The organism is Pseudomonas sp. OV226, from assembly GCF_003148705.1.
Lineage (GTDB): Bacteria > Pseudomonadota > Gammaproteobacteria > Pseudomonadales > Pseudomonadaceae > Aquipseudomonas.
In genome coordinates, this window is sequence record NZ_QGGS01000021.1 from 1 (window position 1) to 22,471 (window position 22,471).

General features: G+C 60.4%; 21 protein-coding genes and 1 pseudogene. 16 read left to right on the forward strand and 6 right to left on the reverse strand.

Annotated elements, in window-relative coordinates; translation table 11 throughout:
* Nucleotides 1–180: pseudogene (locus tag C7534_RS24975) on the reverse strand (IS110 family transposase); the annotation flags it as partial.
* 203 nt (nucleotides 181–383) lie between these two features.
* Here C7534_RS24975 and C7534_RS24980 point away from each other — a divergent pair.
* The 4 genes from C7534_RS24980 to C7534_RS24995 all read left to right on the forward strand — a co-directional run bounded on the left by C7534_RS24980 (nucleotide 384) and on the right by C7534_RS24995 (nucleotide 3,791).
* Nucleotides 384–1,478 (forward strand): serine hydrolase domain-containing protein, encoded by a 1,095-nt coding sequence (locus C7534_RS24980; RefSeq protein ID WP_109787365.1) that lies wholly within the window; start codon nucleotides 384–386, stop codon nucleotides 1,476–1,478.
* Entirely contained in the window at nucleotides 1,475–1,804 is a 330-nt protein-coding gene (locus tag C7534_RS24985; protein WP_077430759.1) for an amidase, read from the forward strand. The genes C7534_RS24980 and C7534_RS24985 overlap by 4 nt, the downstream gene beginning before the upstream one ends.
* A gap of 237 nt (nucleotides 1,805–2,041) precedes the next feature.
* Complete coding sequence (locus C7534_RS24990; RefSeq protein WP_109787366.1) at nucleotides 2,042–2,632, forward strand: YceI family protein; 591 nt, start codon at nucleotides 2,042–2,044, stop codon at nucleotides 2,630–2,632.
* A gap of 1 nt (nucleotide 2,633) precedes the next feature.
* Nucleotides 2,634–3,791 (forward strand): phospholipase D-like domain-containing protein, encoded by a 1,158-nt coding sequence (locus C7534_RS24995; RefSeq protein ID WP_046029409.1) that lies wholly within the window; start codon nucleotides 2,634–2,636, stop codon nucleotides 3,789–3,791.
* A 144-nt stretch (nucleotides 3,792–3,935) separates the two neighbouring features.
* On the opposite strand, the gene bglX is transcribed toward C7534_RS24995, so the two are convergent.
* The gene (gene bglX, locus C7534_RS25000; RefSeq protein ID WP_046029410.1) at nucleotides 3,936–6,227 is read right to left on the reverse strand and encodes a beta-glucosidase BglX; all 2,292 of its coding nucleotides are present in this window, start codon (nucleotides 6,225–6,227) and stop codon (nucleotides 3,936–3,938) included.
* A gap of 236 nt (nucleotides 6,228–6,463) precedes the next feature.
* Between bglX and C7534_RS25005 the strand changes: the two genes are divergently transcribed.
* The 4 genes from C7534_RS25005 to C7534_RS25020 all read left to right on the forward strand — a co-directional run bounded on the left by C7534_RS25005 (nucleotide 6,464) and on the right by C7534_RS25020 (nucleotide 10,014).
* Nucleotides 6,464–7,072 (forward strand): LemA family protein, encoded by a 609-nt coding sequence (locus tag C7534_RS25005; RefSeq protein WP_046029414.1) that lies wholly within the window; start codon nucleotides 6,464–6,466, stop codon nucleotides 7,070–7,072.
* A 50-nt stretch (nucleotides 7,073–7,122) separates the two neighbouring features.
* Nucleotides 7,123–7,878: a TPM domain-containing protein gene (locus C7534_RS25010; protein ID WP_046029415.1), complete on the forward strand. Its 756-nt coding sequence runs from the start codon at nucleotides 7,123–7,125 to the stop codon at nucleotides 7,876–7,878.
* A gap of 28 nt (nucleotides 7,879–7,906) precedes the next feature.
* A complete protein-coding gene (locus tag C7534_RS25015; protein WP_046029417.1) occupies nucleotides 7,907–8,524 on the forward strand; it encodes a TPM domain-containing protein in 618 nt (205 codons plus the stop codon).
* A gap of 275 nt (nucleotides 8,525–8,799) precedes the next feature.
* Nucleotides 8,800–10,014, forward strand: coding sequence for a class I SAM-dependent methyltransferase (locus tag C7534_RS25020; RefSeq protein ID WP_046029419.1), 1,215 nt, complete (start codon nucleotides 8,800–8,802; stop codon nucleotides 10,012–10,014).
* Between the two features lie 83 nt (nucleotides 10,015–10,097).
* Here the strand turns inward: C7534_RS25020 and C7534_RS25025 are convergent, their stop codons facing one another.
* Nucleotides 10,098–10,988, reverse strand: coding sequence for a DMT family transporter (locus C7534_RS25025; protein ID WP_046029420.1), 891 nt, complete (start codon nucleotides 10,986–10,988; stop codon nucleotides 10,098–10,100).
* 295 nt (nucleotides 10,989–11,283) lie between these two features.
* Here C7534_RS25025 and C7534_RS25030 point away from each other — a divergent pair, with 295 nt between their 5' ends.
* From C7534_RS25030 to C7534_RS25040, 3 genes are all read left to right on the forward strand, one after another.
* On the forward strand, nucleotides 11,284–11,865 hold the full coding sequence (locus C7534_RS25030) for a DJ-1/PfpI family protein (RefSeq protein WP_046029422.1): 582 nt from the start codon (nucleotides 11,284–11,286) through the stop codon (nucleotides 11,863–11,865).
* 14 nt (nucleotides 11,866–11,879) lie between these two features.
* Nucleotides 11,880–12,188, forward strand: coding sequence for a ribbon-helix-helix domain-containing protein (locus C7534_RS25035; RefSeq protein WP_109787367.1), 309 nt, complete (start codon nucleotides 11,880–11,882; stop codon nucleotides 12,186–12,188).
* Nucleotides 12,189–12,267: 79 nt separating this feature from the next.
* A complete protein-coding gene (locus C7534_RS25040) occupies nucleotides 12,268–12,612 on the forward strand; it encodes a YegP family protein (RefSeq protein ID WP_046029425.1) in 345 nt (114 codons plus the stop codon).
* A gap of 101 nt (nucleotides 12,613–12,713) precedes the next feature.
* On the opposite strand, the gene C7534_RS25045 is transcribed toward C7534_RS25040, so the two are convergent.
* Nucleotides 12,714–13,733, reverse strand: a complete 1,020-nt coding sequence (locus C7534_RS25045; RefSeq protein ID WP_109787368.1) for a DUF4917 family protein — start codon at nucleotides 13,731–13,733, stop codon at nucleotides 12,714–12,716.
* Between the two features lie 156 nt (nucleotides 13,734–13,889).
* Here C7534_RS25045 and yiaY point away from each other — a divergent pair, with 156 nt between their 5' ends.
* Entirely contained in the window at nucleotides 13,890–15,038 is a 1,149-nt protein-coding gene (yiaY, locus tag C7534_RS25050) for an L-threonine dehydrogenase (RefSeq protein ID WP_109787369.1), read from the forward strand.
* Here the strand turns inward: yiaY and C7534_RS25055 are convergent.
* A complete protein-coding gene (locus tag C7534_RS25055) occupies nucleotides 15,035–16,201 on the reverse strand; it encodes a multidrug effflux MFS transporter (protein ID WP_109787370.1) in 1,167 nt (388 codons plus the stop codon). The two genes, yiaY and C7534_RS25055, sit on opposite strands and share 4 nt — an antisense overlap.
* A gap of 17 nt (nucleotides 16,202–16,218) precedes the next feature.
* Nucleotides 16,219–17,454: an aminotransferase class I/II-fold pyridoxal phosphate-dependent enzyme gene (locus C7534_RS25060; protein WP_109787371.1), complete on the reverse strand. Its 1,236-nt coding sequence runs from the start codon at nucleotides 17,452–17,454 to the stop codon at nucleotides 16,219–16,221.
* Nucleotides 17,455–17,654: 200 nt separating this feature from the next.
* Between C7534_RS25060 and C7534_RS25065 the strand changes: the two genes are divergently transcribed.
* The 4 genes from C7534_RS25065 to C7534_RS25080 all read left to right on the forward strand — a co-directional run bounded on the left by C7534_RS25065 (nucleotide 17,655) and on the right by C7534_RS25080 (nucleotide 22,424).
* Nucleotides 17,655–18,563 carry a LysR family transcriptional regulator gene (locus C7534_RS25065; RefSeq protein ID WP_109787372.1) on the forward strand — a complete coding sequence of 303 codons (909 nt, stop codon included), beginning with the start codon at nucleotides 17,655–17,657 and terminating at the stop codon, nucleotides 18,561–18,563.
* A gap of 239 nt (nucleotides 18,564–18,802) precedes the next feature.
* On the forward strand, nucleotides 18,803–19,996 hold the full coding sequence (locus tag C7534_RS25070; protein WP_109787373.1) for a CaiB/BaiF CoA transferase family protein: 1,194 nt from the start codon (nucleotides 18,803–18,805) through the stop codon (nucleotides 19,994–19,996).
* On the forward strand, nucleotides 19,993–20,919 hold the full coding sequence (locus C7534_RS25075) for a hydroxymethylglutaryl-CoA lyase (protein WP_046029435.1): 927 nt from the start codon (nucleotides 19,993–19,995) through the stop codon (nucleotides 20,917–20,919). The genes C7534_RS25070 and C7534_RS25075 overlap by 4 nt, the downstream gene beginning before the upstream one ends.
* Nucleotides 20,920–21,092: 173 nt before the next feature.
* Nucleotides 21,093–22,424 (forward strand): MFS transporter, encoded by a 1,332-nt coding sequence (locus C7534_RS25080; protein ID WP_077430752.1) that lies wholly within the window; start codon nucleotides 21,093–21,095, stop codon nucleotides 22,422–22,424.
* Nucleotides 22,425–22,471 lie beyond the last annotated feature (47 nt).

A 22,471-nucleotide genomic window follows, 5' to 3' on the forward strand; every position in this document is an offset into this window, starting at 1 on the left:
GAAATGGGCGCCGCCACAGGCTTCCATCACGACGGTGCAGGGTTCCAGTTTCGCCAGATATTGGGTGAGCGCTGCCCGCGTAAACTTTTTGCGGTAAAGCTCATGACCATGATCATCTTGAGCATGCAGATGAAAGGAGTGTTTTCCCAAGTCGATGGCGGCAATAGCTACGTTGTTCATGGCAACGATCTCCGATGAGCCCCCTGTGAAAGCTTAGTGGGCGATCACAGGGGGCAGCGGGGGTAGCCATTTCATTAGTGGAATGCATTCCAAACTGTAGGAGCCGGGCTTGCTCGCGATGGCGGCCTCAAGGCCAATACAAATCCCAAAACTGTCATCAACCTCAACTAGGCTCAGCACGTTAATCCCTCCGAGCCCCTGCCATGTTCAAAGGCTTGTCCCTGACTTTCATGCTGTTGCTCAGCCTCCCGGCCCACGCCGAAAACTGGCCCGGCGAGCAATGGTCGAACGGCCCGACGGTTACCGGGCCGGCGCTTCAAGCCCTGGAAACCTACGCCTTCCCACCCCGCGACGACAGCACCCGAAAAGGCATTCGCACCGATGCGTTGCTGGTGATCCGCGACGGCCAATTGATCTACGAACGCTACGCCGGCCCGGCCCGCGCCGACACGCCACACTTGACCTGGTCGATCAGCAAAAGCCTCATGGCCACGGTGCTGGGCGTGGCCTATGGCGAAGGCCTGTTCAAACTCCAGGACCCGGTGCAGACGTTTTATCCGCCGATGAAACAACACCCCGGCGTGACCATGGCCGACCTGCTGCACTGGGCCTCGGGACTGGACTGGCAGGAAGATTACGAGTACGCCCCGTTGAAATCCTCGGTGGTGGCCATGCTCTACACCCGTGGCCATCAGGACATGGCTGCGTTCACCGCCGATCACCCCGAATACGCCGCACCCGGTCAGGCCTTTCGCTATTCCAGTGGTGAAAGCAACCTGCTCTCCGCCGCGCTGAAAAACATCGTCGGCCCTGCCCGTTACCCGGACTATCCATGGACCGCACTGTTCGAGCCGCTAGGTATTCGTCATGCCGTTTGGGAAACCGATGCCACGGGCACCTTCGTCGCTTCGTCTTACGTCTACCTCACGGCTCGCGATCTGGCGCGGGTCGGTTTGTTGATGGCGCGCGACGGGCGCTGGCAGGGGCGCCAATTACTGCCCCGGGATTGGGTCGCCTTCAATCGCGAACCGTTCGCCCACTATCAAGCCCATCAGGATGACAGCGTGCCCGGTGGTCAGTGGTGGCTCAATCGTGCGGTGGCGGGCGCGCCACAACCCTGGCCTGATGCTCCCGCCGATACTTTCGCCGCGCTGGGACATTGGGGCCAGGCAATGTACGTAATCCCCAGCGAAAACCTGGTGATCGTGCGCTATGGCGATGATCGCGACGGCAGCTATCGGCACAACGATTTGCTCAAACTCACGCTCAAGGCGTTTGCCCAACAGGTGCAGCCATGAGCCGCCAAAGTGTTGTTCGCCGCCGACCGTTGAGCACGTTGCTGGTGATCCTGCTGATCGCCTTGCTCGGCTGGGGCTGGCAGGAGCGGGTGGCGCTGTGGGCATTCCCCGACATCATCAGCGCCTACACCGCCAAGGAATATTGCTCGTGCCGGTATGTAATGAACAACGAGACCGAGTATTGCCGCAGCTATGTAAAGCAGTGGCTGCCCACCAGCCGCTTCGTCGATGACTCTGCCAGCAAACGCATCACGGTCAGCGGCATGGGCCGCACCCACAGCGCCGCGTGGGTCGGCGAACGCCAGGGCTGCCGCCTGAATCCCTGACTCCCACGAACCTTTGTAGCAGCTGCCGAAGGCTGCGTCGGCCGGTCCGCGCTCGGGCGAAGCCGTCGTAAAACCAGGCGCCGCGGTACTTCAGGTTGCCCCCGGTAGGCAGGGTTTGACGACTGCTGCGCCCGAGCGTGGACCGGCCGACGCAGGCTTCGCCAGCTGCTACAGGCTTGCATCTTGCTCACGGACGGTTAAGGTTCAGCACAGGTTTATCTGCCCCCATGAGTCTTTATGTTCAACCGCTTCCACGCCAAAACCTTCGCCTTCCTGCTGTTGGCCGGTGCCACGCTGTCGGCCCACGCCGATTGGTACCTGGACGGCGAGTCTTCGCGGCTGTCGTTCGTCAGCACCAAAAACGCCAACATCTCTGAAGTGCAGCGCTTTCTGGTGTTGCACGGCAAGGTCGATCCCAATGGCCTGGCCGAAGTGGAAGTGGAGCTGGAATCTGTGAACAGTGGCGTTCCATTGCGCGATGAACGCATGCGCAAGCAGCTGTTCGAGATTGAGAAATTTCCCGAAGCACTGATCACCGCGCAGATCGATCTGCGCCCGATCAACGATCTCGCGCCCGGTGCGCAGTTGGAGTTGCGTTTGCCGCTGACCGTCAACCTTCACGGTAAAACCCACGAGTACAACGCCGAACTGCTGGCGACGCGGCTCGATGACCGGCGATTTCAGGTGGTGACACTGGAGCCACTGGTGATCAATGCCGAAGACTTTGATCTGGTACCCGGACTGGAAGCGCTGCGCAAGCTCGCCGATTTGTCGGCCATCAGTCTGTCGGTACCGGTGGGTGCGGTACTGATTTTCACGGCGCGCTGACATGGCCGGTGCAATTTTCCCCTGGCGTGAAGGCAACCACTTTGAACTGCTGGTCGACGGTCCGCAGTTCTTCCCGCGCATGTTGGTCGCGATTGCCCGCGCCGAAGAACAGGTCGAGTTGGAGCTGTATCTGGTCGAGGCCGGTGCCTGCGCCGAAGCCATGGTCCAGGCACTGGTCCAGGCGGCTGAGCGTGGTGTTCGCGTGCGCTGCCTGTTCGATGATTACGGCAGCCTGGCGTTCACGCTGACTTTGCGTCAGCGTCTGACGGCGGCCGGGGTCGAACTGCGTTTCTACAATCGCCTGAACTGGCGGCGCTGGGTCGGCAACTTCTACCGCGATCACCGCAAGCTGTTGCTGGTGGATCAGAGCCTGGCCGTGGTCGGTGGCACGGGCGTCACCGACGAGTTCTGGACGCCGGGTGAAGACACCAGCGAATGGCATGAAGTCATGGTGGAAATCACCGGGCCCTTGGTCATCGACTGGCAGTTGCTGTTCGATCGCCAATGGATCGCCAACCGCCATCGGCGTGCCTGGAAACCGGCCTCGCATTTCGGCTTGCCGCGTCTGCCGCGAGTGCCGTCGATGGGCGAGGGCATGGGCCGGGTGGCCTATGCCGACGCCCGTCAGCATCGCGATATTCTGCAATCGCTGATCAGGGCGTTGAACAGCGGCCAGCGCCGGATCTGGCTGGCGACCCCGTACTTCCTGCCGACCTGGAAAGTCCGCCGTTCGTTACGCCGGGCCGCGGCCCGGGGTGTCGATGTGCGCTTGCTGCTCACCGGACCGCGCACCGATCACCCCTCGGTGCGCTACGCAGGGCATCGCTACTACCCGCGATTGCTCAAGGCCGGCGTGAAGATTTTTGAATACCAGCCGTGTTTCCTGCACCTGAAAATGGTCTTGATCGATGACTGGGTGAGCATCGGCTCGTGCAATTTCGATCACTGGAATCTGCGCTTCAACCTTGAAGCCAACCTTGAAGCGCTCGACCCTGGGCTGACGCGGGCAGTGGCGGGGAGTTTCGAGCGCGACTTTGCGCAGAGCCTGGAAGTCAGCCTCGAAGAATGGCAACGCCGGCCACTGTGGAAGCGGATCAAGCAACGGATCTGGGGATGGGTGGATCGGGTGGTGGTGAATTTGCTGGGCGGCCGGGGTTAGTGCTTACTCAGCCACACCCAAAAAACCACTGTGTGAGCCGAGCTTGCTCGCGATTGCGGCTTAACATTCAACGAAGATGCTGAATGTGATGGCCTCATCGCGAGCAAGCTCGGCTCCCACAGTTGTTATGTGTTTCCTACAGGATTACAGCAATTCAAAGCTCTGCTGCGTCACGTCCTCGGAGTTCAGGCCGATCTGCACGTTGAACTTGCCCGGCTCGGCTGCGAACTTGAGCTGTGCGTTGTAGAACTTCAGGTCGTCCTCGGTGATGGTGAAGTGCACGACTTTCTGTTCGCCGGCCTTGAGCATGACTTTCTGGAAGTTCTTCAACTCCTTGAGCGGCCGGATCATCGAACCGGTCACGTCCTGAATGTACAACTGCACCACGGTTTCGCCGTCACGCTTGCCGGTGTTTTTCACCGTGACGCTGGCGTCGAGCTTGCCGGTCTTGTTCAGCGTGGTCGACGACAGGGCCATGTCGCTCAGGCTGAAATCGGTGTAGCTCAAGCCGAAGCCGAACGGGAACAGCGGGCCGGTGGTGTCATCGAAATACTGCGACGTGTAGTTGCCCGGTTTGCCCGGTGTGAATGGTCGGCCAATGCTCAGGTGGTTGTAGTAGGTCGGAATCTGGCCTACCGAGCGCGGGATGGTGATCGGCAGTTTGCCCGACGGGTTGTAGTCGCCGAACAGCACGTCGGCAATCGCGTTGCCGCCTTCGGTGCCGCTGAACCAGGTTTCCAGAATCGCGTCAGCCTGTTCCTTCTCTTCGAGAATCGACAGCGGACGGCCGTTCATCAACACCAGCACCAGCGGTTTGCCGGTGGCTTTCAAGGCTTTGATCAATTCGCGCTGGTTGGGCGGGATGTTGATATCGGTGCGGCTCGATGATTCGTGCGACATGCCGCGGGACTCGCCCACCGCTGCGACCACCACATCGGCATCCTTGGCGGCTTTCACCGCTTCGTCGATCAGCACTTGCGCCGAACGCGGATCGTCTACCACTTCCGGGGCATCGAAGTTGAGGAAGTTGAGGTAACCGAGGACTTTGGGGTCGCTGGTGATGTTGGCGCCACGGGCGTAGATCAACGTCGATTGCGAACCCAATGCTGTGGTCATGCCGTCGAACAGCGTGACCGATTGCGCAGGGCGACCGTTGGCGGCCCAGCTGCCCATCATGTCGATCGGTGCCTTGGCCAGCGGACCCACCAAAGCGATTTTCGCGGTTTTTTTCAGCGGCAGGATTTCGCCCTGGTTTTTCAACAGCACCAGACTGCGGCGCGCGACGTCGCGGGCCTCGGCGCGGTGCAGGCGGCTATCGGCATTGGTGTCGGCCGGATCATCCTCGGCCTTGCCGATGCGCAGGTACGGGTCCTTGAACAGGCCCATGTCGTACTTGGCCGCCAGCACTTCACGCACGGCGTTGTCGATGTCGCTTTGTTCAATTTCGCCGGCCTTCAACAGCCCAGGCAGCTCTTTGCCATAGAGGGTGTCGTTCATGCTCATGTCGATACCGGCCTTGATCGCCAGCTTCGCGGCTTGGCGGCCATCGGCGGCAACGCCGTGCTTGATCAGCTCGAAAATCGCCCCATGGTCACTGACGGCCAGGCCTTTGAAGCCCCACTCCTTGCGCAACAGGTCATTCATCAGCCAGGTGTTGGCGGTGGCCGGCACGCCGTTGATCGAGTTCAGCGCAACCATCACCCCGCCAGCACCCGCGTCAATCGCGGCGCGGTAAGGCGGCAGGTAATCCTGGTACATCTTGATCGGGCTCATGTCGACGACGTTGTAGTCGCGGCCGCCTTCGACGGCGCCGTACAAGGCAAAGTGCTTGACGCTGGCCATGATGCTGTCGGCCGCATTTGCGCCGGTGCCCTGGAACGCCTTGACCATGACGCCGGCAATGCGCGACACCAGGTAGGTGTCTTCGCCGAAGCCTTCGGAAGTACGGCCCCAACGCGGGTCGCGGGAGATGTCGACCATCGGAGCGAAGGTGAGGTCGACGCCGTCCGATGAGGCTTCCTTGGCGGCGATGCGCCCGGACAGGCTAATGGCGTCCATGTCCCAGCTCGAGGCCAGGGCCAGCGGAATCGGGAAAATGGTGCGATGGCCGTGGATCACGTCGTAGGCGAAGAACATCGGGATCTTCAACCGGCTGCGCATGGCCGCGTCCTGCATCGGACGGTTTTCCGGGCGAGTGATCGAGTTGAACGTGCCGCCGATGTTGCCGGCCGCGATTTCCTTGCGGATCAGTTCGCGGGGCATTTCCGGGCCGATGCTGATCAGGCGCAACTGGCCGATTTTTTCATCGAGGGTCATCTGCTTCATCAAATTGTTGATGAAAGCGTCCTTGTTCTCTAGAGGTGCGGGCGTCGTGGCGGCCAATACGTTATGACTGGCCAGGCCGACGAACAGGCCCAGCAAACACAGCTTCTTCATGAATTTTTTTCTCAAAAGCCCAAACGGCTGTGAATACGCGCCGGTCAGCCAAAAGTTAGGGAGCGACTATTGTTGTTCAGGTAAATGCATGCACACTTGCCCAGCGTTTTGCGCTGGGGGCATCTTTTAGCCCATTGGCTCGATGCAATCCAGTGGCGGCGGCAGATTATGCCCCAAGTGCCCGGTCAGAGGGGTGCAGGTTGTTATTCAACGGAATGTGCCAGGGAGTGACCCAAATGAATGTACGACACCACTATCGGTCGAGCCTGCAGGTGGCCGCCTTGTTGTTGCTGGCCAGCGTGTTGACGGGCTGCGGCATCAATACGATTCCGACCCTCGACGAACAGGCCAAAGCCGCGTGGGGCCAGGTTCAGAACCAGTACCAGCGTCGTGCCGACCTGATTCCAAACCTGGTGGAAACCGTCAAAGGCTACGCCAAGCATGAAGAGGAAACCCTGACCGCGGTGATTGAAGCACGGGCCAAGGCAACGTCCATTCAAGTGGATGCCAAGACCCTCGACAATCCGGAAAAACTCAAACAGTTCCAGCAGGCCCAGGATCAACTGACCGGTGCCTTGAGCCGTTTGATGGTGGTGTCCGAGCGTTATCCGGACCTCAAGGCCAACCAGAACTTCCTGGCCTTGCAGTCGCAACTGGAAGGCACCGAGAACCGTATCGCTGTGGCGCGTCGTGATTTCATCCTCGCGGTGCAGAAATACAACACAGAAATCCGCACCTTTCCAGGGCGCCTGTGGCACAGCGTGATGTACAGCGATTTGCCGATCCGCGAAACCTTCGAGGCGACCACGCCGGATGCCGACAAAGCGCCCCAAGTGAAATTTTGATCGGTTGAAGTGCTGAGCGACTCAACGCATCACCACGGATGAGGTTGCCAATGCGCGTGTTGAAAGTGGGCCTGATGTTGTTGTTTTGGGTGTTTGCCCTGGCGGCCCAGGCTGAACTGAAATTTCCATCGCTGACCGGGCGTGTGGTCGATAACGCCCAGATGATCGAACCGTCGGTGCGCGAGCAGCTGACGCAGCAACTTCAGGCCCATGAATCGGCCACCGGCGAGCAACTGGTGGTGGTCACGCTCCCGGACTTGCAGGGCACCGACATTGCGGACTTCGGCTATCAACTGGGGCGTTACTGGGGCATCGGCCAGAAAGATAAAAATAACGGCGCGCTGCTGATCGTCGCGCGCGATGAGCGTAAATTGCGCATCGAAGTCGGCTACGGCCTCGAAGACCGCCTGACCGACGCGCAAAGTTCGGTGATCATCAACCAGGTGATCACCCCGGCATTCAAGACCGGCAACTTCAGCAAAGGCATCAGCGACGGGGTCGCGGCGATGCTGGTGGTGCTGGGCGGTAGCTCGCTGGATGAACCGTCCACGGTTTACGAGCCGCGAGGTGACGAGGACAGTGACTTCGTTGCGCGCCATCCCGGCGTCTTCGTGTTTCTGGTAATGCTGTTCATCCTGACGATTTTCGTCTTGCAGATGCTCGGGATTCTGCCGGTCGGGCGAGGAGGCTCGGGCGGTTCCAGCGGTGGCTTTGGCGGTGGCGGTTTTGGTGGCGGCGGTGGAGGCGGGGGCTTCAGCGGCGGCGGGGGCAGTTTCGGGGGCGGCGGTTCGTCGGGCGGCTGGTGATAACAATAATGATCAGGCACTTTTAAACATGGCATTACTGACTGAACACGAACAACGCAAGGTGGCCGAGGCAATCGCCCGGGTCGAGCGTGACACCGACGCCGAGCTGGTGACGGTCCTCGCGGCCCGCGCCGATGACTACGCGTACATCCCGCTGCTGTGGGCCAGCCTGCTGGCGCTGATGGTGCCGGGAATCGTGCATTACCTGACCGGCTGGTTGACCCTGCACAGTTTGCTGCTGGTGCAATGGATCCTCTTCATCGCGCTGTGCCTGGTATTCCGCATTCCAAAAGTCACCACCTACCTGATCCCGCGCTCGGTGCGGCACTGGCGTGCATCGAACCTGGCACGCCGGCAATTCCTGGAGCAAAACCTGCACCACACGGTCGGCAGCACCGGCATGCTGATTTTTGTCTGCGAAGCCGAGCGTTATGTAGAAATCCTGGTGGACGAAGGGATTTCCAGTCGGCTGGATAACAAGAACTGGGATTCGATTGTGGCGGCGTTCACCCAGCAGGTGAAACAGGGCCAGACGTTGCAAGGGTTTGTGACCTGTATCGAGGCCTGTGGTGAGTTGCTCAAAGTGCATGTGCCAGTGACGCAAGTGCGAAATGAACTGCCGAACCGGTTGGTGGTGTTGGGCTAAATGCAGGCCGCAACTCACTTCCCTGTAGCAGCTGGCGCAGCCTGCGTCGGCCGGTCCGTGCTCTGGCGCAGCAGTCGTAAAACCAGCACACGCGGTGCATCAGGAAGACCGTGCTAACCGGTTTACGACTGCTGCGCCAGAGCACGGACCGGCCGACGCAGGCTTCGCCAGCTGCTACAGATCGCACCGTTCGGGAAATTACCCGTGCCCTGCATCCACATCCCCCCTAAAATACCCGCCATTCCCCGATTCGCCCCGTCCGAGGCCGTTTTTACATGTCCGTCACCGCCACTCCCGCCAGCCTCGCGCCGGATCACCACGCCCAGTTCATCGACCTGCTGCAAACCAGCCTCGACGCCAACGCATTCATCAAACTGGTATTGGCCAAGTACGTCGGCACCGAAGCGGACTTGCAGCGGCTGATCATCAAGCAAACCACGGTCAAGGATCAGCCTTGCCTGTCCTTCGTCTACCGCTATAAAACCCGCGATATCACCAAAAACCTGGCGCTGGCCGAAGGCGTCGCGACCATTGCCGCTTTGCTGCCGGCCTCGTTCAAAAATGCGCATTTGTTGTCGTTAACGGACGAAGCCCAGCTCGAATACAGCAAAAAGGGCAAGTCTTCGCTGTTCAAGAGCAAACCTCAGCAATTACGTGAAGTGCCGTCCGCCGAGCACAACCGCGAGAAAAACCGCTTCCTCGACCTCAGCCGTCCGTTCCTCGCCGACCTTGGCGTGACCAACAGCAAGCACGAGCTGATCCCGGCGATGTCGCGCAAGTGGAAGCAGATCAACAAGTTCATCGAAGTCTTCAGCCATGCACTGACCACCTCGCCGCTGGCGCTGGACAAACCGGTGCAAGTGGCGGATTTCGGTTCGGGCAAGGGTTACCTGACGTTCGCCATCCATGACTACCTGCGCAACACCTTGAACGCCGAAGGTATGGTGACGGGCGTCGAGTTGCGCGAAGAAATGGTCAACCTGTGCAACGCCGCGGCTGCGAAGCTTGAGCATCCGGGGTTGGCGTTCAAGTGCGGGGACGTGCGCAGCGTGGCGCCGAGCGAGCTGGACGTGATGATCGCGCTGCATGCCTGCGACATCGCCACGGACTACGCGATTCACACTGGCATCCGTTCCGGCGCGTCGATCATCATGTGCTCGCCGTGCTGCCATAAACAGATTCGCCTGCAAATCCAGAGCCCGGCATTACTCAAGCCGATGCTGCAATACGGCCTGCATTTGGGTCAGCAGGCGGAAATGGTCACTGACAGCCTGCGTGCGCTGTACCTTGAAGCCTGCGGCTACGAAACCAAGGTGTTCGAGTTCATCTCGCTGGACCACACCAACAAGAACAAGATGATTCTGGCGGTCAAACGCGCCGAGCCGGTGGACCCGACTCAGCTGTTGGTGAAGATTGAAGCGCTGAAGGATTTCTACCACATCAGCGAGCATTGCCTGGAGACCCTGCTGCGGTCTGACGGCTTCCTCTAAACACGACACTCCTGTAGGAGCACAGCTTGCTGGCGATGGCGATTTCAAAGGCGCCATCGCCAGCAAGCTGTGCTCCTACGGGATTACGCGGTGGCCACACGCGCCGGTTTGACTGCTGTCTTGCGCCCCAACATCACCGTCACGATCACCCCTGCGGCAAACAGCCAGGTGATCGGCTCGATGTGCTCGCCGAAGAACAGTGCCGAGAAGGCGATGGTGAAGAAGATCTGCAGCAGCTGGATCTGACTGACCCGGGCAATACCGCCCATCGCCAGCCCGGCATACCAGGCAAAGAAACCGATGAACTGCGAGAACAGCGAGACGTAACCAAACGCCCACCAGGTCTTGGCCGAAATCTCGCCCTGATGCTGCAACGCCAGGTACACCACCGGCCCGATCAACAGCGGCGTCGAGAGCACCAGCGCCCAGCAGATCACCTGCCAGCCGCCCATTTCCTTGGCCAGCCGACCGCCCTCGGCGTAGCCCAAACCACCCACGGCAATCGCCCCGAGCATCAGCAAATCACCGGCCTGAATGCTGCCGGCGCCGCTGATCAACGCATAACCCAGCACCAACGCACTGCCCAGTGCGGCGCAGGCCCAGAAGGCTTTCGACGGTCGTTCGTGGGACAACCACGCGGCGTACAGCGCCACGCACAGCGGTTGCAGGCCGTTGACCAATGCCCCGTGGGACGCCGGCAAGGTTTGCATGGCCCACGCCGACAACACCGGAAAACCGAGAATGACCCCGGCGATCACCAGCGTCAGGCCTTTGACCTGCTTCCAGGTTGGCCATTTCTCCCGCCGCCACAGCAACAACAACGCCGCCGGCACCGCCGCAAACAGCGCCCGGCCCAGGCCGTTGAGCAGCGGATGCAGTTCCTGCACGACGATGCGTGTGAAGGGCAGGGTGAGGCTGAAGATCACAACGCCGAGCAGGCCGAGGGCCATGCCGGTGTTTTCGCGCGAGGACATGATGGCAACCAGAATCGAGGGTGGCGGGAAGAGTCTTCATCTAGCCACAAACCGCGCCGGCTGCGCTGTTACAGCTAGGCGCAGAGTTATCCGTACAGTTTGAGGACGTTATCGCGGGCAAGCCATGCTCCCACAGTTGACCGCATTCCAAAGGGAGACTCGGTCAACTGTGGGAGCATGGCTTGCCCGCGATGAACGATGACGCGATCCGTCAGGTAGTAGCTGGTTATTACCCGACCTGCCGGATAGGGACTACCTTGAATACTCCCAAGCATTTCCCAGAGGAGTTCTCCCCATGGCGGCTAAAAAAATCCTGATGCTGGTCGGCGACTACGTCGAAGACTACGAAGTAATGGTGCCATTCCAGGCACTGCTGATGGTCGGTCATACCGTGCACGCCGTCTGTCCGGACAAAACCGCCGGCCAGACTGTGCGCACGGCCATCCACGATTTCGAAGGCGACCAGACGTACAGCGAAAAGCCCGGCCACCTGTTTGCCCTGAACTTCGATTTTGCCAAGGTCGCTGAAGCGGACTACGACGCGCTGCTGATACCGGGTGGTCGTGCGCCGGAGTACCTGCGCTTGAACGAAAACGTCCTGGGCCTGGTGCGAGCGTTCGACAAGGCCGGCAAGCCGATTGCCGCCGTTTGTCACGGCGCGCAATTGCTGGCCGCAGCTGGCGTACTCGAAGGTCGCGAATGCAGCGCCTACCCGGCCTGTGCTCCGGAAGTGCGTCTGGCCGGCGGTACGTACATCGACATCCCGGTGACACAGGGCCACGTTCAAGGCAATCTGGCCACAGCCCCGGCCTGGCCGGCACACCCGAGCTGGCTCGCGGGTTTCCTGGGTTTGCTGGGCACCAAAATCACGCTGTAACGAGGGAATTGTCCATGTGCGAGCTCTACGTCAAGGCCGATCCGATCCTCTACGAATCGCGCTCTCGCTCGCTGCGCATCTGCGGGGTGGTGACGACCCTGCGGCTGGAGAATCAGTTCTGGGACATCCTCAGTGAAATCGCCGAGGTCGACGGCATGAGCACCAACCAACTGATCGCCAAGCTGTACGAAGAAGTGATGGATTACCGGGGGGAAGTGGTGAACTTTGCGTCGTTCTTGCGGGTGAGTTGCATGCGGTATCTGAGTCAACGAAGGGGGGTGGCGCCAGAGTTGTCGGTGGTTCGGACGGTGACCCGACAATGAGGTCGGTTCAGGCGACAAATGTCCCTGGCGGGTCTTTACTCTGAAGCGCCAAACCTCTCAATTGCCAAGGAGAAAGAGCATGTCTGGATGGTACGAATTGAGCAAAACCAGCAGCGGCCAGTTTCGCTTTGTATTGAAAGCGGCCAATGCCGAAACCATTCTGAGCAGCGAGCATTACACGACCCGTGGCGCTGCTGAAAACGGCATTGCCTCGGTGCAGAAAAACAGCCCGCTGGATGAGCGCTACGAGAAAAAGACCACCAAGGATGGCCATCCTTACTTCAACCTCAAGGCGGCCAACCACGAAATCATCGGTAGCAGCGAAGCCTATTCCTCCGAGGCCGCGCAGGAAAAAGGCATCGCCAGCGTGAAGGCCAACGGTCCGACCACGGTGATCAAGGACAAGACGTTACCGGTGCTCTAAACAACAACCTGCTCTCACACTGGATCTGAGGTGTTCACATCCTCTGTGGGAGCGGGCTTGTTCCGGGCGGCATTGCGACAAAGGCGTCGAGCCCGTCAACGCTAAACCTCTACCGGAACCGTCAGCTTCGGACTGCCCAGGGCATGGGTTTTAGAATCAAAGAACCGCAGCTCACTTCCAGTCCCCTCAAACACCTTCGCGTAATGGCGCTTCTGATGCTCAATAAACGCCTTGCTGCGCGGGTAGATCGAGATCGCCACCACCTTCGGCTGCGCTTGGCGCAACGCATGAACAATGTGGCTGTCCTGCTCGCCCAGGGCATGACCGAAGAGGCACAACCCCTCTGCGTGCCCCAATAACTGCTCATAACAAAACGACAAATAGTCCGAGCTGCGAATGGTCTTGAGCTTGTCCTGCGCCGGCCCTTCGTTGACGAACAGCGGCACGTCATCAAGGGTCTTGATCGTATTGTTGATCGCAAAACTGCCGAGCAGCGTGCCCTCGGTCGACATCAGTTTGCGCGCCGTGCCGTCCTGGTTGCGCACCAGATGCAGGCCGCCGTGCAGGTACAGCAAACGGGTTTTATCGGTCGCCGTGGCGCTCAGGTCAAAGCCCGGCTCGGTGCCCTGGAACAGGTCGCTGACCGCGCCCGGTTGATGCTGGATGGCCCAGTAGTTGAGCAGGTCATAGTTGGTGGTGAACACCGTCCGGTAGCTGGCCAGTTCCTGGTTGATAGCCGCCAGGGTCGAAGGCACCACCAGTCGCCACGGAATGTGGACCGCATGCACGGTGTTGATCAGCGCTTCCTTGATCGCGTAGTAGCGATTGCGCGGTGCGGCAGAACTCACGGCCAGCGCCTTGTTGACCCGGCTCGTGGTTTTCAGGGCGCTCAGCACTTGTTCGAAACTGCGTGTCTGCATCGCCTCGAACACGCTCAGCTCCGATTGGCTCAGCGGTTTTTCTTCGACGGTGCGTGCATTCTCGAACAGCGAGTCGTAACCAAAATCGTCCCACACGGCGCGGCTGGCGCCGTTGCCCACCAGCAAACCGCTGAACGAGGCGGTGGCGCGCAAGGCGTTCCAGTCTTCAAGTTGGGCATCAACATCCTGGAAATCGGTCATTGCGGTCAATGTCTCAAAGCAAAAGGTCTGATGGGCGGCGACTTTATCACGACCATGACTTGAGCCAGATCAAGTTACTGCGTGAGCGAAGGGTCGAAGCTGTGGGCGTACCGCTGGATCGGCGTCGCCGATTCGGCCCAGCCAGGAGAATCGCTCATGAGCAGCACGTTTTTCATTCCCTCCGTGAACATCATGGGCACTGGTTGCCTCGACGAAGCCATGGACGCCATTGGCAAGTACGGCTTTCGTAAAGCGCTGATTGTCACCGACGTTGGGCTGGCCAAGGCCGGCGTAGCGAAAATGCTTGCGGAAAAACTGGCGATGCAGGACATCGACTCGGTGATCTTCGACGGCGCCAAACCAAACCCGAACATGGCCAACGTCGAGCTCGGGCTGGGCTTGTTGAAGGAAAACCTCTGTGATTTTGTGGTGTCTGTCGGTGGTGGTTCGCCCCACGACTGCGCCAAGGGCATCGCGTTATGTGCGACCAACGGCGGGCAGATTCGCGACTATGAAGGTGTCGATCAATCGAGCAAACCACAGCTGCCGCTGATCGCAATCAATACCACCGCCGGCACCGCCAGCGAGATGACACGTTTTTGCATCATCACCGACGAATCGCGCCACGTGAAAATGGCCATTGTCGACCGCAACGTCACGCCGCTGCTGTCGGTCAACGACCCGGCGCTGATGGTCGCCATGCCCCAGGGGCTGACGGCAGCCACCGGTATGGATGCATTGACCCACGCCATCGAAGCGTACGTCTCCACCGCAGCCAACCCGATCACCGATGCCTGCGCCCTGAAGGCGATCACGTTGATCAGCAACAACCTGCGACTGGCGGTACGCAACGGCGGTGACATGGCTGCGCGGGAAAACATGGCCTATGCGCAGTTCCTCGCTGGCATGGCGTTCAATAACGCGTCTCTGGGTTATGTCCACGCCATGGCTCACCAACTGGGCGGGTTCTATGACTTGCCTCATGGAGTCTGCAACGCGGTACTGCTGCCCTACGTTCAGGGCTTCAACGCTCAGGTTTGCGCCCCACGCCTGACCGAGGTGGCTCATGCGATGGGCGCCGACATTCGTGGTTTGAGCCCTGAAGAGGGTGCTCAATCGGCTATTGCAGCGATCCGTCGACTGTCCAGTGATGTGGAAATCCCTGCCGGGTTGCGTGAGCTAGGCGTCAACCTCAACGACGTCCCCATGCTTGCCACCAATGCGCTGAAAGACGCCTGCGGTTTTACCAATCCCCGGGCGGCGGATCAGAGCCAGATCGAGGAGATTTTCCGGAGCGCCTTTTAGGCCGTTTTGCGACCGGGCGCGAGCATGACACACAGCATCGCGCCCAACGCCAGCAAGGTGCAGAGCAACGACAACGGCCAGGCCTGTTCACTGGCGATCAGGCTGGCAATCGCGCCAATGGACGCGGCCATCAGCTGATGAATGAAACCGCTCAACGCCATCGCATAAGCGCCGCCGACCGGTGAGCCGTCGTTGGCCAGCGACAGGCTGATCGGGTAGGTCAGCGACTGCCCGAACACCGCCACGCAATAGGGCAACCAGAACAGCAGGGCAATGGAGGTGCCGGCGATGCTGCCCAATAACATCACCGCACTCCCGGTCAGCACCAGCCCCACGCCGGCTTCCATCAGTCGACGCTGACCAGTGCGCAGTACCAAGGCATTGACCCCCAACGCCCCCAAAAAATACGCCGCGCTGATCGGCCAGCCCAACAGCCCGTATTCCACCGCCGACCAGTTGAACGGTCCTTGCAGAATCAACGGCGCGGCAGTGTTGAAGGCGACGATCACCCCATAACCGAGGCCGCCGGTGAGGGCCGGCAGCAAGAAGGCACGATCGCGCAGAATGCGCCTGTAACTCGGCCAAGCAGACGACTGCACATTACCCTCGGTCAAAACCGCAAACGGGACCCGCGCCACGACCGCCGCCATCAGCAGGCTCACGCCACCCAGCAGATAGAAAATCGCCGGCCAGCCCAGCGCCACCTGAATCACCGACCCCAGGTACTGGCCGATTCCCAGCGCCACCACGAATGAAATCGAAATCCATGACAACGCCTTGGCCAACAGATCGCCGCGGAAACTGTCGCGGATCAACACCCGTGCCATGACTGAAATCCCGCTGGCACCAATGCCTTGAAGCAGCCGAAAAAACAGAAACGATTCAAGTGTTTGGCCCAGCGGCAGTGCGAGGTTTCCCAACCCATAAATGCCCAGCGCCGCGAGCAATACCGGTTTACGACCGATGCGCTGACCGAGGCTGCCCCAGAACAACATCGGCAGCGCCATCCCGATCAAGTACACCGCCAGGCCCCAGGATACTTGCGAGGCGTCGGCGGACAGATGCCGAGCCATCTCCGGCAGCGCCGGCAGGTAAATGCTCATGCCCAGTTGAGCGAGAAAAACCGTGCTGCAGGTGACGAGGAGGGTGGTGCGGCTCTTCATGACATCTTCCCTGGTGTTCAGTCGCCGAGGACTGCGGCGGGTGTACATAAAAGCTCGGTGAGGAGCTGACAAAAGTGGCGGATCAGCATCGGTTCCATGTCCGCCCGCAAAGTGATTCTGAGAGCGGCCTTGCCTTGTGCAACCACAGGGAAAAATACCGCCGAGGTCAAGAAACCGAGGTTGGCCAATTCGATGGCGATGCGGTTGGCCGGCGCCGCATCCCCGCAGTGGATCAAGCGAATCGCCATGTTGCTGCCGTGCTGTGCGGTTCGGATCAGGCTGTCAAAGAGGCGGATATTAACCTGAAGTTTTTCCTGTAACGCAGCAAATGCCGGCGTTTGATGCAGCTGGATGGAGGCTCTGCCCGCGCCGATGGCCGCGCTGTTCAGGCTTTGCGACCAATTGCTGGGGCCGCCGTAGCGTTGAATCAGCTTTTTCTGCCGTTCATTGCCCAGCATCACCAGCCCGCCGCTGGCGCCAAATGACTTGGCCAATGAGGCGACGATCAGGCCGTCATCTTCCAGGGCCTGAAACCTGGGGCGCGCCAGGCCGGCACCGAATGTACCAACGGTGGATAGAGCATGGGAGTCGTCAAGGTAGAGAAACAACCCATAACGGTCCTTTAGATACAAAAGGCTGTCCATGTCGGCGACCCCGCCCATGCTGTACGCACCGTCGGCAACATACGCGACCCTGCTGTTTTGCTGGCACTGGGTTTCGAGGAAGTCCATGTCGTTGTGCGGACTGGTCACGACCCTGGTTTCATCGGCGCAGGCGGCTTTGAGGTGATTCATCGAGTAGTGCGCCAAACGGTCAAACACCATCACCGGCGGCCGGTTCTCGGTGAACACGCCGCTGGCCAGCAGCGGCAGGATGCCGGCACTTGCTGCGCTGCACGACAAGGTGCTCAAACAGGTGGCGCCGAACAATGCTGATAGCTCGGTTTCGTACTGATCGAGGATCGTCAGTTTGCAGCGGTTTTTTGAGTTGGCGACGCGCAGAGTGCCGGTTTCCCATAAGGTGGTCATGGCGCCGTCGAGCAGATCAGGGTGGTGATCCAGGCCCAGGTAGGAGGTGGTGCAGAAGTGATGAAACGCACGTCCGTGCTGGTCAACCATGCGGTTGCTGCTTCTGATGTCGACATTCAGTCCCGCGACTTTCCCCGCTTCTGCGGTTTCCCAGTCGTGATCGGCCAGCGCGACCAGTTTTCGATAGTTGGTGAAGGTATTTGCCGCGTGCGTTGTCTGGTCCATTTGAAGTGTCTGTCCTTGAGTGGTGAAGCCGTCCGTGTGTGTTGCCAGACTTTACAGAGTGCGACGTTGCCGCTGAATCGGCCGTTTCCGCTTCGGTCGAGTGTTACAAGAGATTTATGTGTAGGGCGATAGCGGTGTGGATGTGGGGCAAAACCCGGTTATCCTGCCCATTCAGCCGCGCAGAAGTCATCGAGCCCTCCATGCTGCAAAAAAGCCTGATCCGCCGTCTCGACCTGCTCACCCTGCAACTGTTCGTCGCCGTCCATGAAGAGGGCACGCTGACCCGTGCCGCCGCGCGTGAAGCCATCGCGGTGTCGGCGGCCAGCAAGCGCCTGGTGGAGCTGGAAGACGCGTTGGGAATCAGCCTGTTCGTGCGCCAGGCGAAGGGGATGACCCTGACGCCGGCCGGCGAAACCTTGCTGCACCACGCGCGGCAGATGCTGTTCAACGTCGAGAAAATGGGCCTTGAACTGGGCGAGCACAGCCACGGCATTCGCGGCTATGTGCGGATGCTCGCCAACCTGTCGGCGATCATTCAGTTTTTGCCCGAGGACTTGCGCGACTTTTCCGAGCGTCATCCGCAGGTCAAGACCGACCTCGAAGAGCGCCCCAGCAGCGGCGTGATTCAAGGGGTGCTGGACGGTGTGGCGGACCTGGGCATTTGCTCGATCGACAGCGACACCAAGGGTTTGCACAGCGTGCTGTACCGGCAAGACAAGCTGGTGGTGTTGATGCTGCCCGATCACCCGTTGGCGAGCCGTTCGAACCTGGCGTTTGCCGACACCCTGGACAGCGATTACGTGGGTTTGCATGCCGCCAGTTCGATCAACATGCGCACCCATGCCGCCGCTCGCAAGGCCGGCAAAGTGCTGCGGTTGCGCATTCATGTGCCGGGATTCGACGCCATGTGCCGGATGGTGCAGGCCAACATGGGCATCGGCATTCTTCCGCTAAAGGCTTATGAATTGTTTGGCCGGGCGCTGGGGTTGCACGCAGTGCCGTTGACGGATGACTGGTCGGATCGAGCGTTGATCATCGTGGTGCGGGACGAAGCGGCGTTGTCGCCGGTGAGCCGGATGTTGTTTGAACAGTTGCGCGGGCAGGTCTGATCATTCTCGGTTGAATGGGCGGGCCTCATCGCGGGCAAGCCCGCTCCCACAGGGTTTTCTGGCGTGACATAAATCCAGTGTGGGAGCGGGCTTGCCCGCGATGACTGACCTGAGTTTGCCGACAATCTCCAACCGAGCGTTCGCGTTTCACGAACGCCCGTTGCCAACTGAAGGTTGGATTCCTTGACCCCCGCTCCTCTAGCCTTGGCACATATTCCAAGAATAAGAGGTAACTTGCGATGTCTGCCCCTTTAAGCGCCATCAAAGTGATCGAGATCGGCACGCTGATCGCCGCGCCATTCGCCGCGCGCATGCTTGCCGAGTTCGGCGCCGAAGTCATCAAGATCGAAGCCATGGGCCAGGGCGACCCACTGCGCAAGTGGCGCAAGCTGCACGAAGGCACGTCGCTGTGGTGGTACCTGCAATCGCGCAACAAGAAGTCGCTGGCACTCAACCTCAAATCCCCTGAAGGCATCGAACTGGTCAAGCAACTGGCGACCAGTGCCGACGTGCTGATCGAAAACCTGCGCCCCGGCGCCTTGGAAAAACTCGGCCTGGGCTGGGACGTGTTGCACGCCCTCAATCCCAACCTGACGTTGGTACGCATTTCCGGTTACGGCCAGACCGGCCCGTACCGTGATCGCCCGGGCTTCGGCGCCATCGGCGAGGCCATGGGCGGGATTCGCTATACCACCGGTACACCCGGTTCACCACCGGCGCGGGTGGGTGTCAGCCTCGGCGATTCCCTCGCTTCGCTGCACGCGGTGATCGGCGCCTTGATGTCCTTGCTGCGGGTCAAGACCGGGCAGGGCGGTGGGCAAGTGGTCGATGTATCGCTGGCTGAAAGCGTGTTCAACGTCATGGAAAGCCTGGTGCCGGAATACGACATGCTCGGCCATGTGCGTGAACGCAGTGGAGGCGCCTTGCCGGGCATCGCCCCGTCTAATACGTACCTGACGGCCGATGGCGCTTACGTGGTGATCGCCGGCAACAGCGACCCGATTTACAAGCGTCTGATGGAGGTCATCGGTCGGCATGATCTGGCCGAAGCCCCCGAGTTTGCTCACAACGACGGGCGTGCATTGAAAAGCAATGTGCTCGACGCCGCCATTACCCACTGGACCAGCAGCCTGCCGATCGATGCCGTGTTGGCGGCGCTGGAAGCGGCCGAAGTCCCGGCCGGTCGTATCTATTCAGTGGCCGATATCGTCGCCGATCCGCATTATCAGGCGCGGGACATGTTGCTCAGCGCCGAACTGCCGGGTGGCGCCACCGTGAAAATGCCGGGGATCGTGCCCAAACTGTCCGAAACGCCCGGCGGCGTGAACTGGTCGGGACCTGGCCTGGGCCAGCACACCGATGACATCCTCGGGACGCTTGGCCTCACGAGGGCAGACATCGAACGCCTGAAAGCTGAAGGAGTGGTGCAATGATTACTGATTACTCCCAGACCCTGATCGTTCAGGAAGTCTCCCCGCGCGATGGTTTGCAGATTGAGCCAACCTGGGTTGAAACCGTCGACAAGATTGCCCTGATCGATCAACTGTCGCTGGCCGGCTTCAGCCGGATCGAAGCCGGCTCGTTCGTGTCGCCCAAGGCCATCCCGGCGTTGCGTGACGGTGAATCGGTGTTCAAGGGCATCACCCGCCAACCGGGCGTGATCTACGTTGCGTTGATCCCCAACCTCAAAGGCGCGCAACGGGCGTTGGCGACGCGGGCCGATGAGCTGAATCTGGTGATGTCCGCCAGCCAGACGCACAATCTGGCGAACATGCGCATGCGTTGCGAAGACTCGTTGGCCGCATTCGGTGAGATCGTGCACTACGTTCAGGGCACGCCGGTGCGCCTTAACGCCAGCATCGCCACCACCTTCGGCTGCCCGTTCGAAGGCAAGATCGATGAGGACCGGGTGCTGCAAATCGTCGAGGCCTATCAGGAACTCGGCATCCAGGGCATCACGTTGGCCGACACCACTGGCATGGCCAACCCGCGACAGGTCGACAGGCTGGTGCGCCGGGTGTTGCAACGGGTCTCGCCAGCGGATTTGACCCTGCATTTCCACAACACTCGCGGCCTTGGCTTGTGCAATGTGCTGGCCGCCTACGAGGCCGGCGCCCGACGTTTCGATGCCGCGCTGGGCGGGCTCGGCGGTTGTCCGTTTGCACCGGGTGCGTCCGGCAACATCTGCACCGAAGACCTGGTCAACCTGTGCGATGAAATCGGTATTCCAACTGGCATCGACTTGCCTCTGCTGCTGAAACTGTCCCGAGGATTGCCGGCGCTGCTGGGTCACGAAGTGCCCGGTCAACTGGCCAAGGCCGGACGCAATTGCGATCTGCATCCCGTGCCTTCCTGACCACACCTAATCCCTGTAGGAGCCGAGCTTGCTCGCGATGACAGAGTCGCATCCAACATTGATGTCGACTGAACCACCGCTATCGCGAGCAAGCTCGGCTCCTGCAAAAAAGCATCTCAACCAGACAACAAAAACAATCGGACACCCACGGGAAGTCCGCCTGGAGAATCATCATGAGCCTCAATGTACTGGAGGCGGGCGTGAGCCCGTCCGTTAGCCACGACGAAGAAAAAGCCCTGGTCAGCAAGGTCGCCTGGCGCCTGATGCCGCTGATCATGGTTTGCTACCTGTTCGCGTTTTTCGACCGCATCAACATCAGCTTCGCCAAGTTCCAGTTGCAAACCGACCTGAGCCTGAGCGACACCGCTTACGGCCTCGGCGCCGGGTTGTTCGTGGTCGGTTACGTGATATTCGAAGTGCCCAGCAACATGATGCTGTACAAGGTCGGCGCGCGGCGCTGGATCGCCCGGATCATGATGTCCTGGGGCCTGGCCACGGCGGCCATGGTCTTCGTCAACAGCGAATGGCAGTTCTACGCGCTGCGCTTTGTGATTGGCGCGATGGAAGCCGGGTTTGCGCCGGGCGTGCTGTATTACCTGACGCTGTGGTTCCCGCAGCACTATCGCGGACGCATCACGTCGATGCTGTTTCTATCGTCGGCATTTGCCGGCCTGGTCGGCGCGCCGTTCTCCGGATTGGTGCTGCAACACCTCGACGGTTTCCTCGATATGCGAGGCTGGCACTGGCTGTTTTTGCTCGGCGGCGTACCTTGCATCGGCCTCGGCTTGCTGGTGCTGACATTGCTCAAGGACCGCATCGAAGATGCCCATTGGCTGACGCCGTCCGAGAAGACGCTGCTGGCCAGCCGCATCGCTCAGCATGAACCGCACAAGAGTGGCGGCTCGTTGCTCGCCGCGCTGCGAATTCCGGGTTTCCTGACGCTGGGGCTGATCTACTTCCTGATCCAGGTGGCGTCCTACGGCTTGAATTTCTGGGCCCCGCAACTGATTCGCAGTGCCGGCACCGAGAGCCCGGTGATGATCGGTTTGCTGACCGCCATTCCTTACATCTGCGGCGCCATCAGCATGGTGGTGATCGGGCGGTTGTCTGACTCGACCGGCGAGCGGCGCAAGTTTGTCGCAGGGCTGGTGGCGGTGGGGGCGGTGGGGTTCTTCTGCGCCGGGATCTTCGCCAACCACACGACCTTTCTGATTGTCGCGCTGGGCCTGCTCGGTGCCGGCATTATCGCGTCCATCCCGAGCTTCTGGACCCTGCCACCCAAACTGCTGGCCGGTGCTGGCGCAGGGGCCGCCGGCGGGATTGCGGTGATCAACACCCTGGGTCAGTTCGGCGGCATCGTCAGCCCGGTGATGGTCGGGCGGATCAAGGACCTGACCGGCAGCACCACACCGGCCCTGTATGTCATCGGTGTCTGCGCGTTGATCGCGGTGGCGCTGCTGTTGTGGGGGTTGCCGCAGAAGTTGCGCACGCTGGACAAGTTTTAAAGATCGTCCTCCGGCAGCACCTACGTGGACCACGCATCCACGCAGGC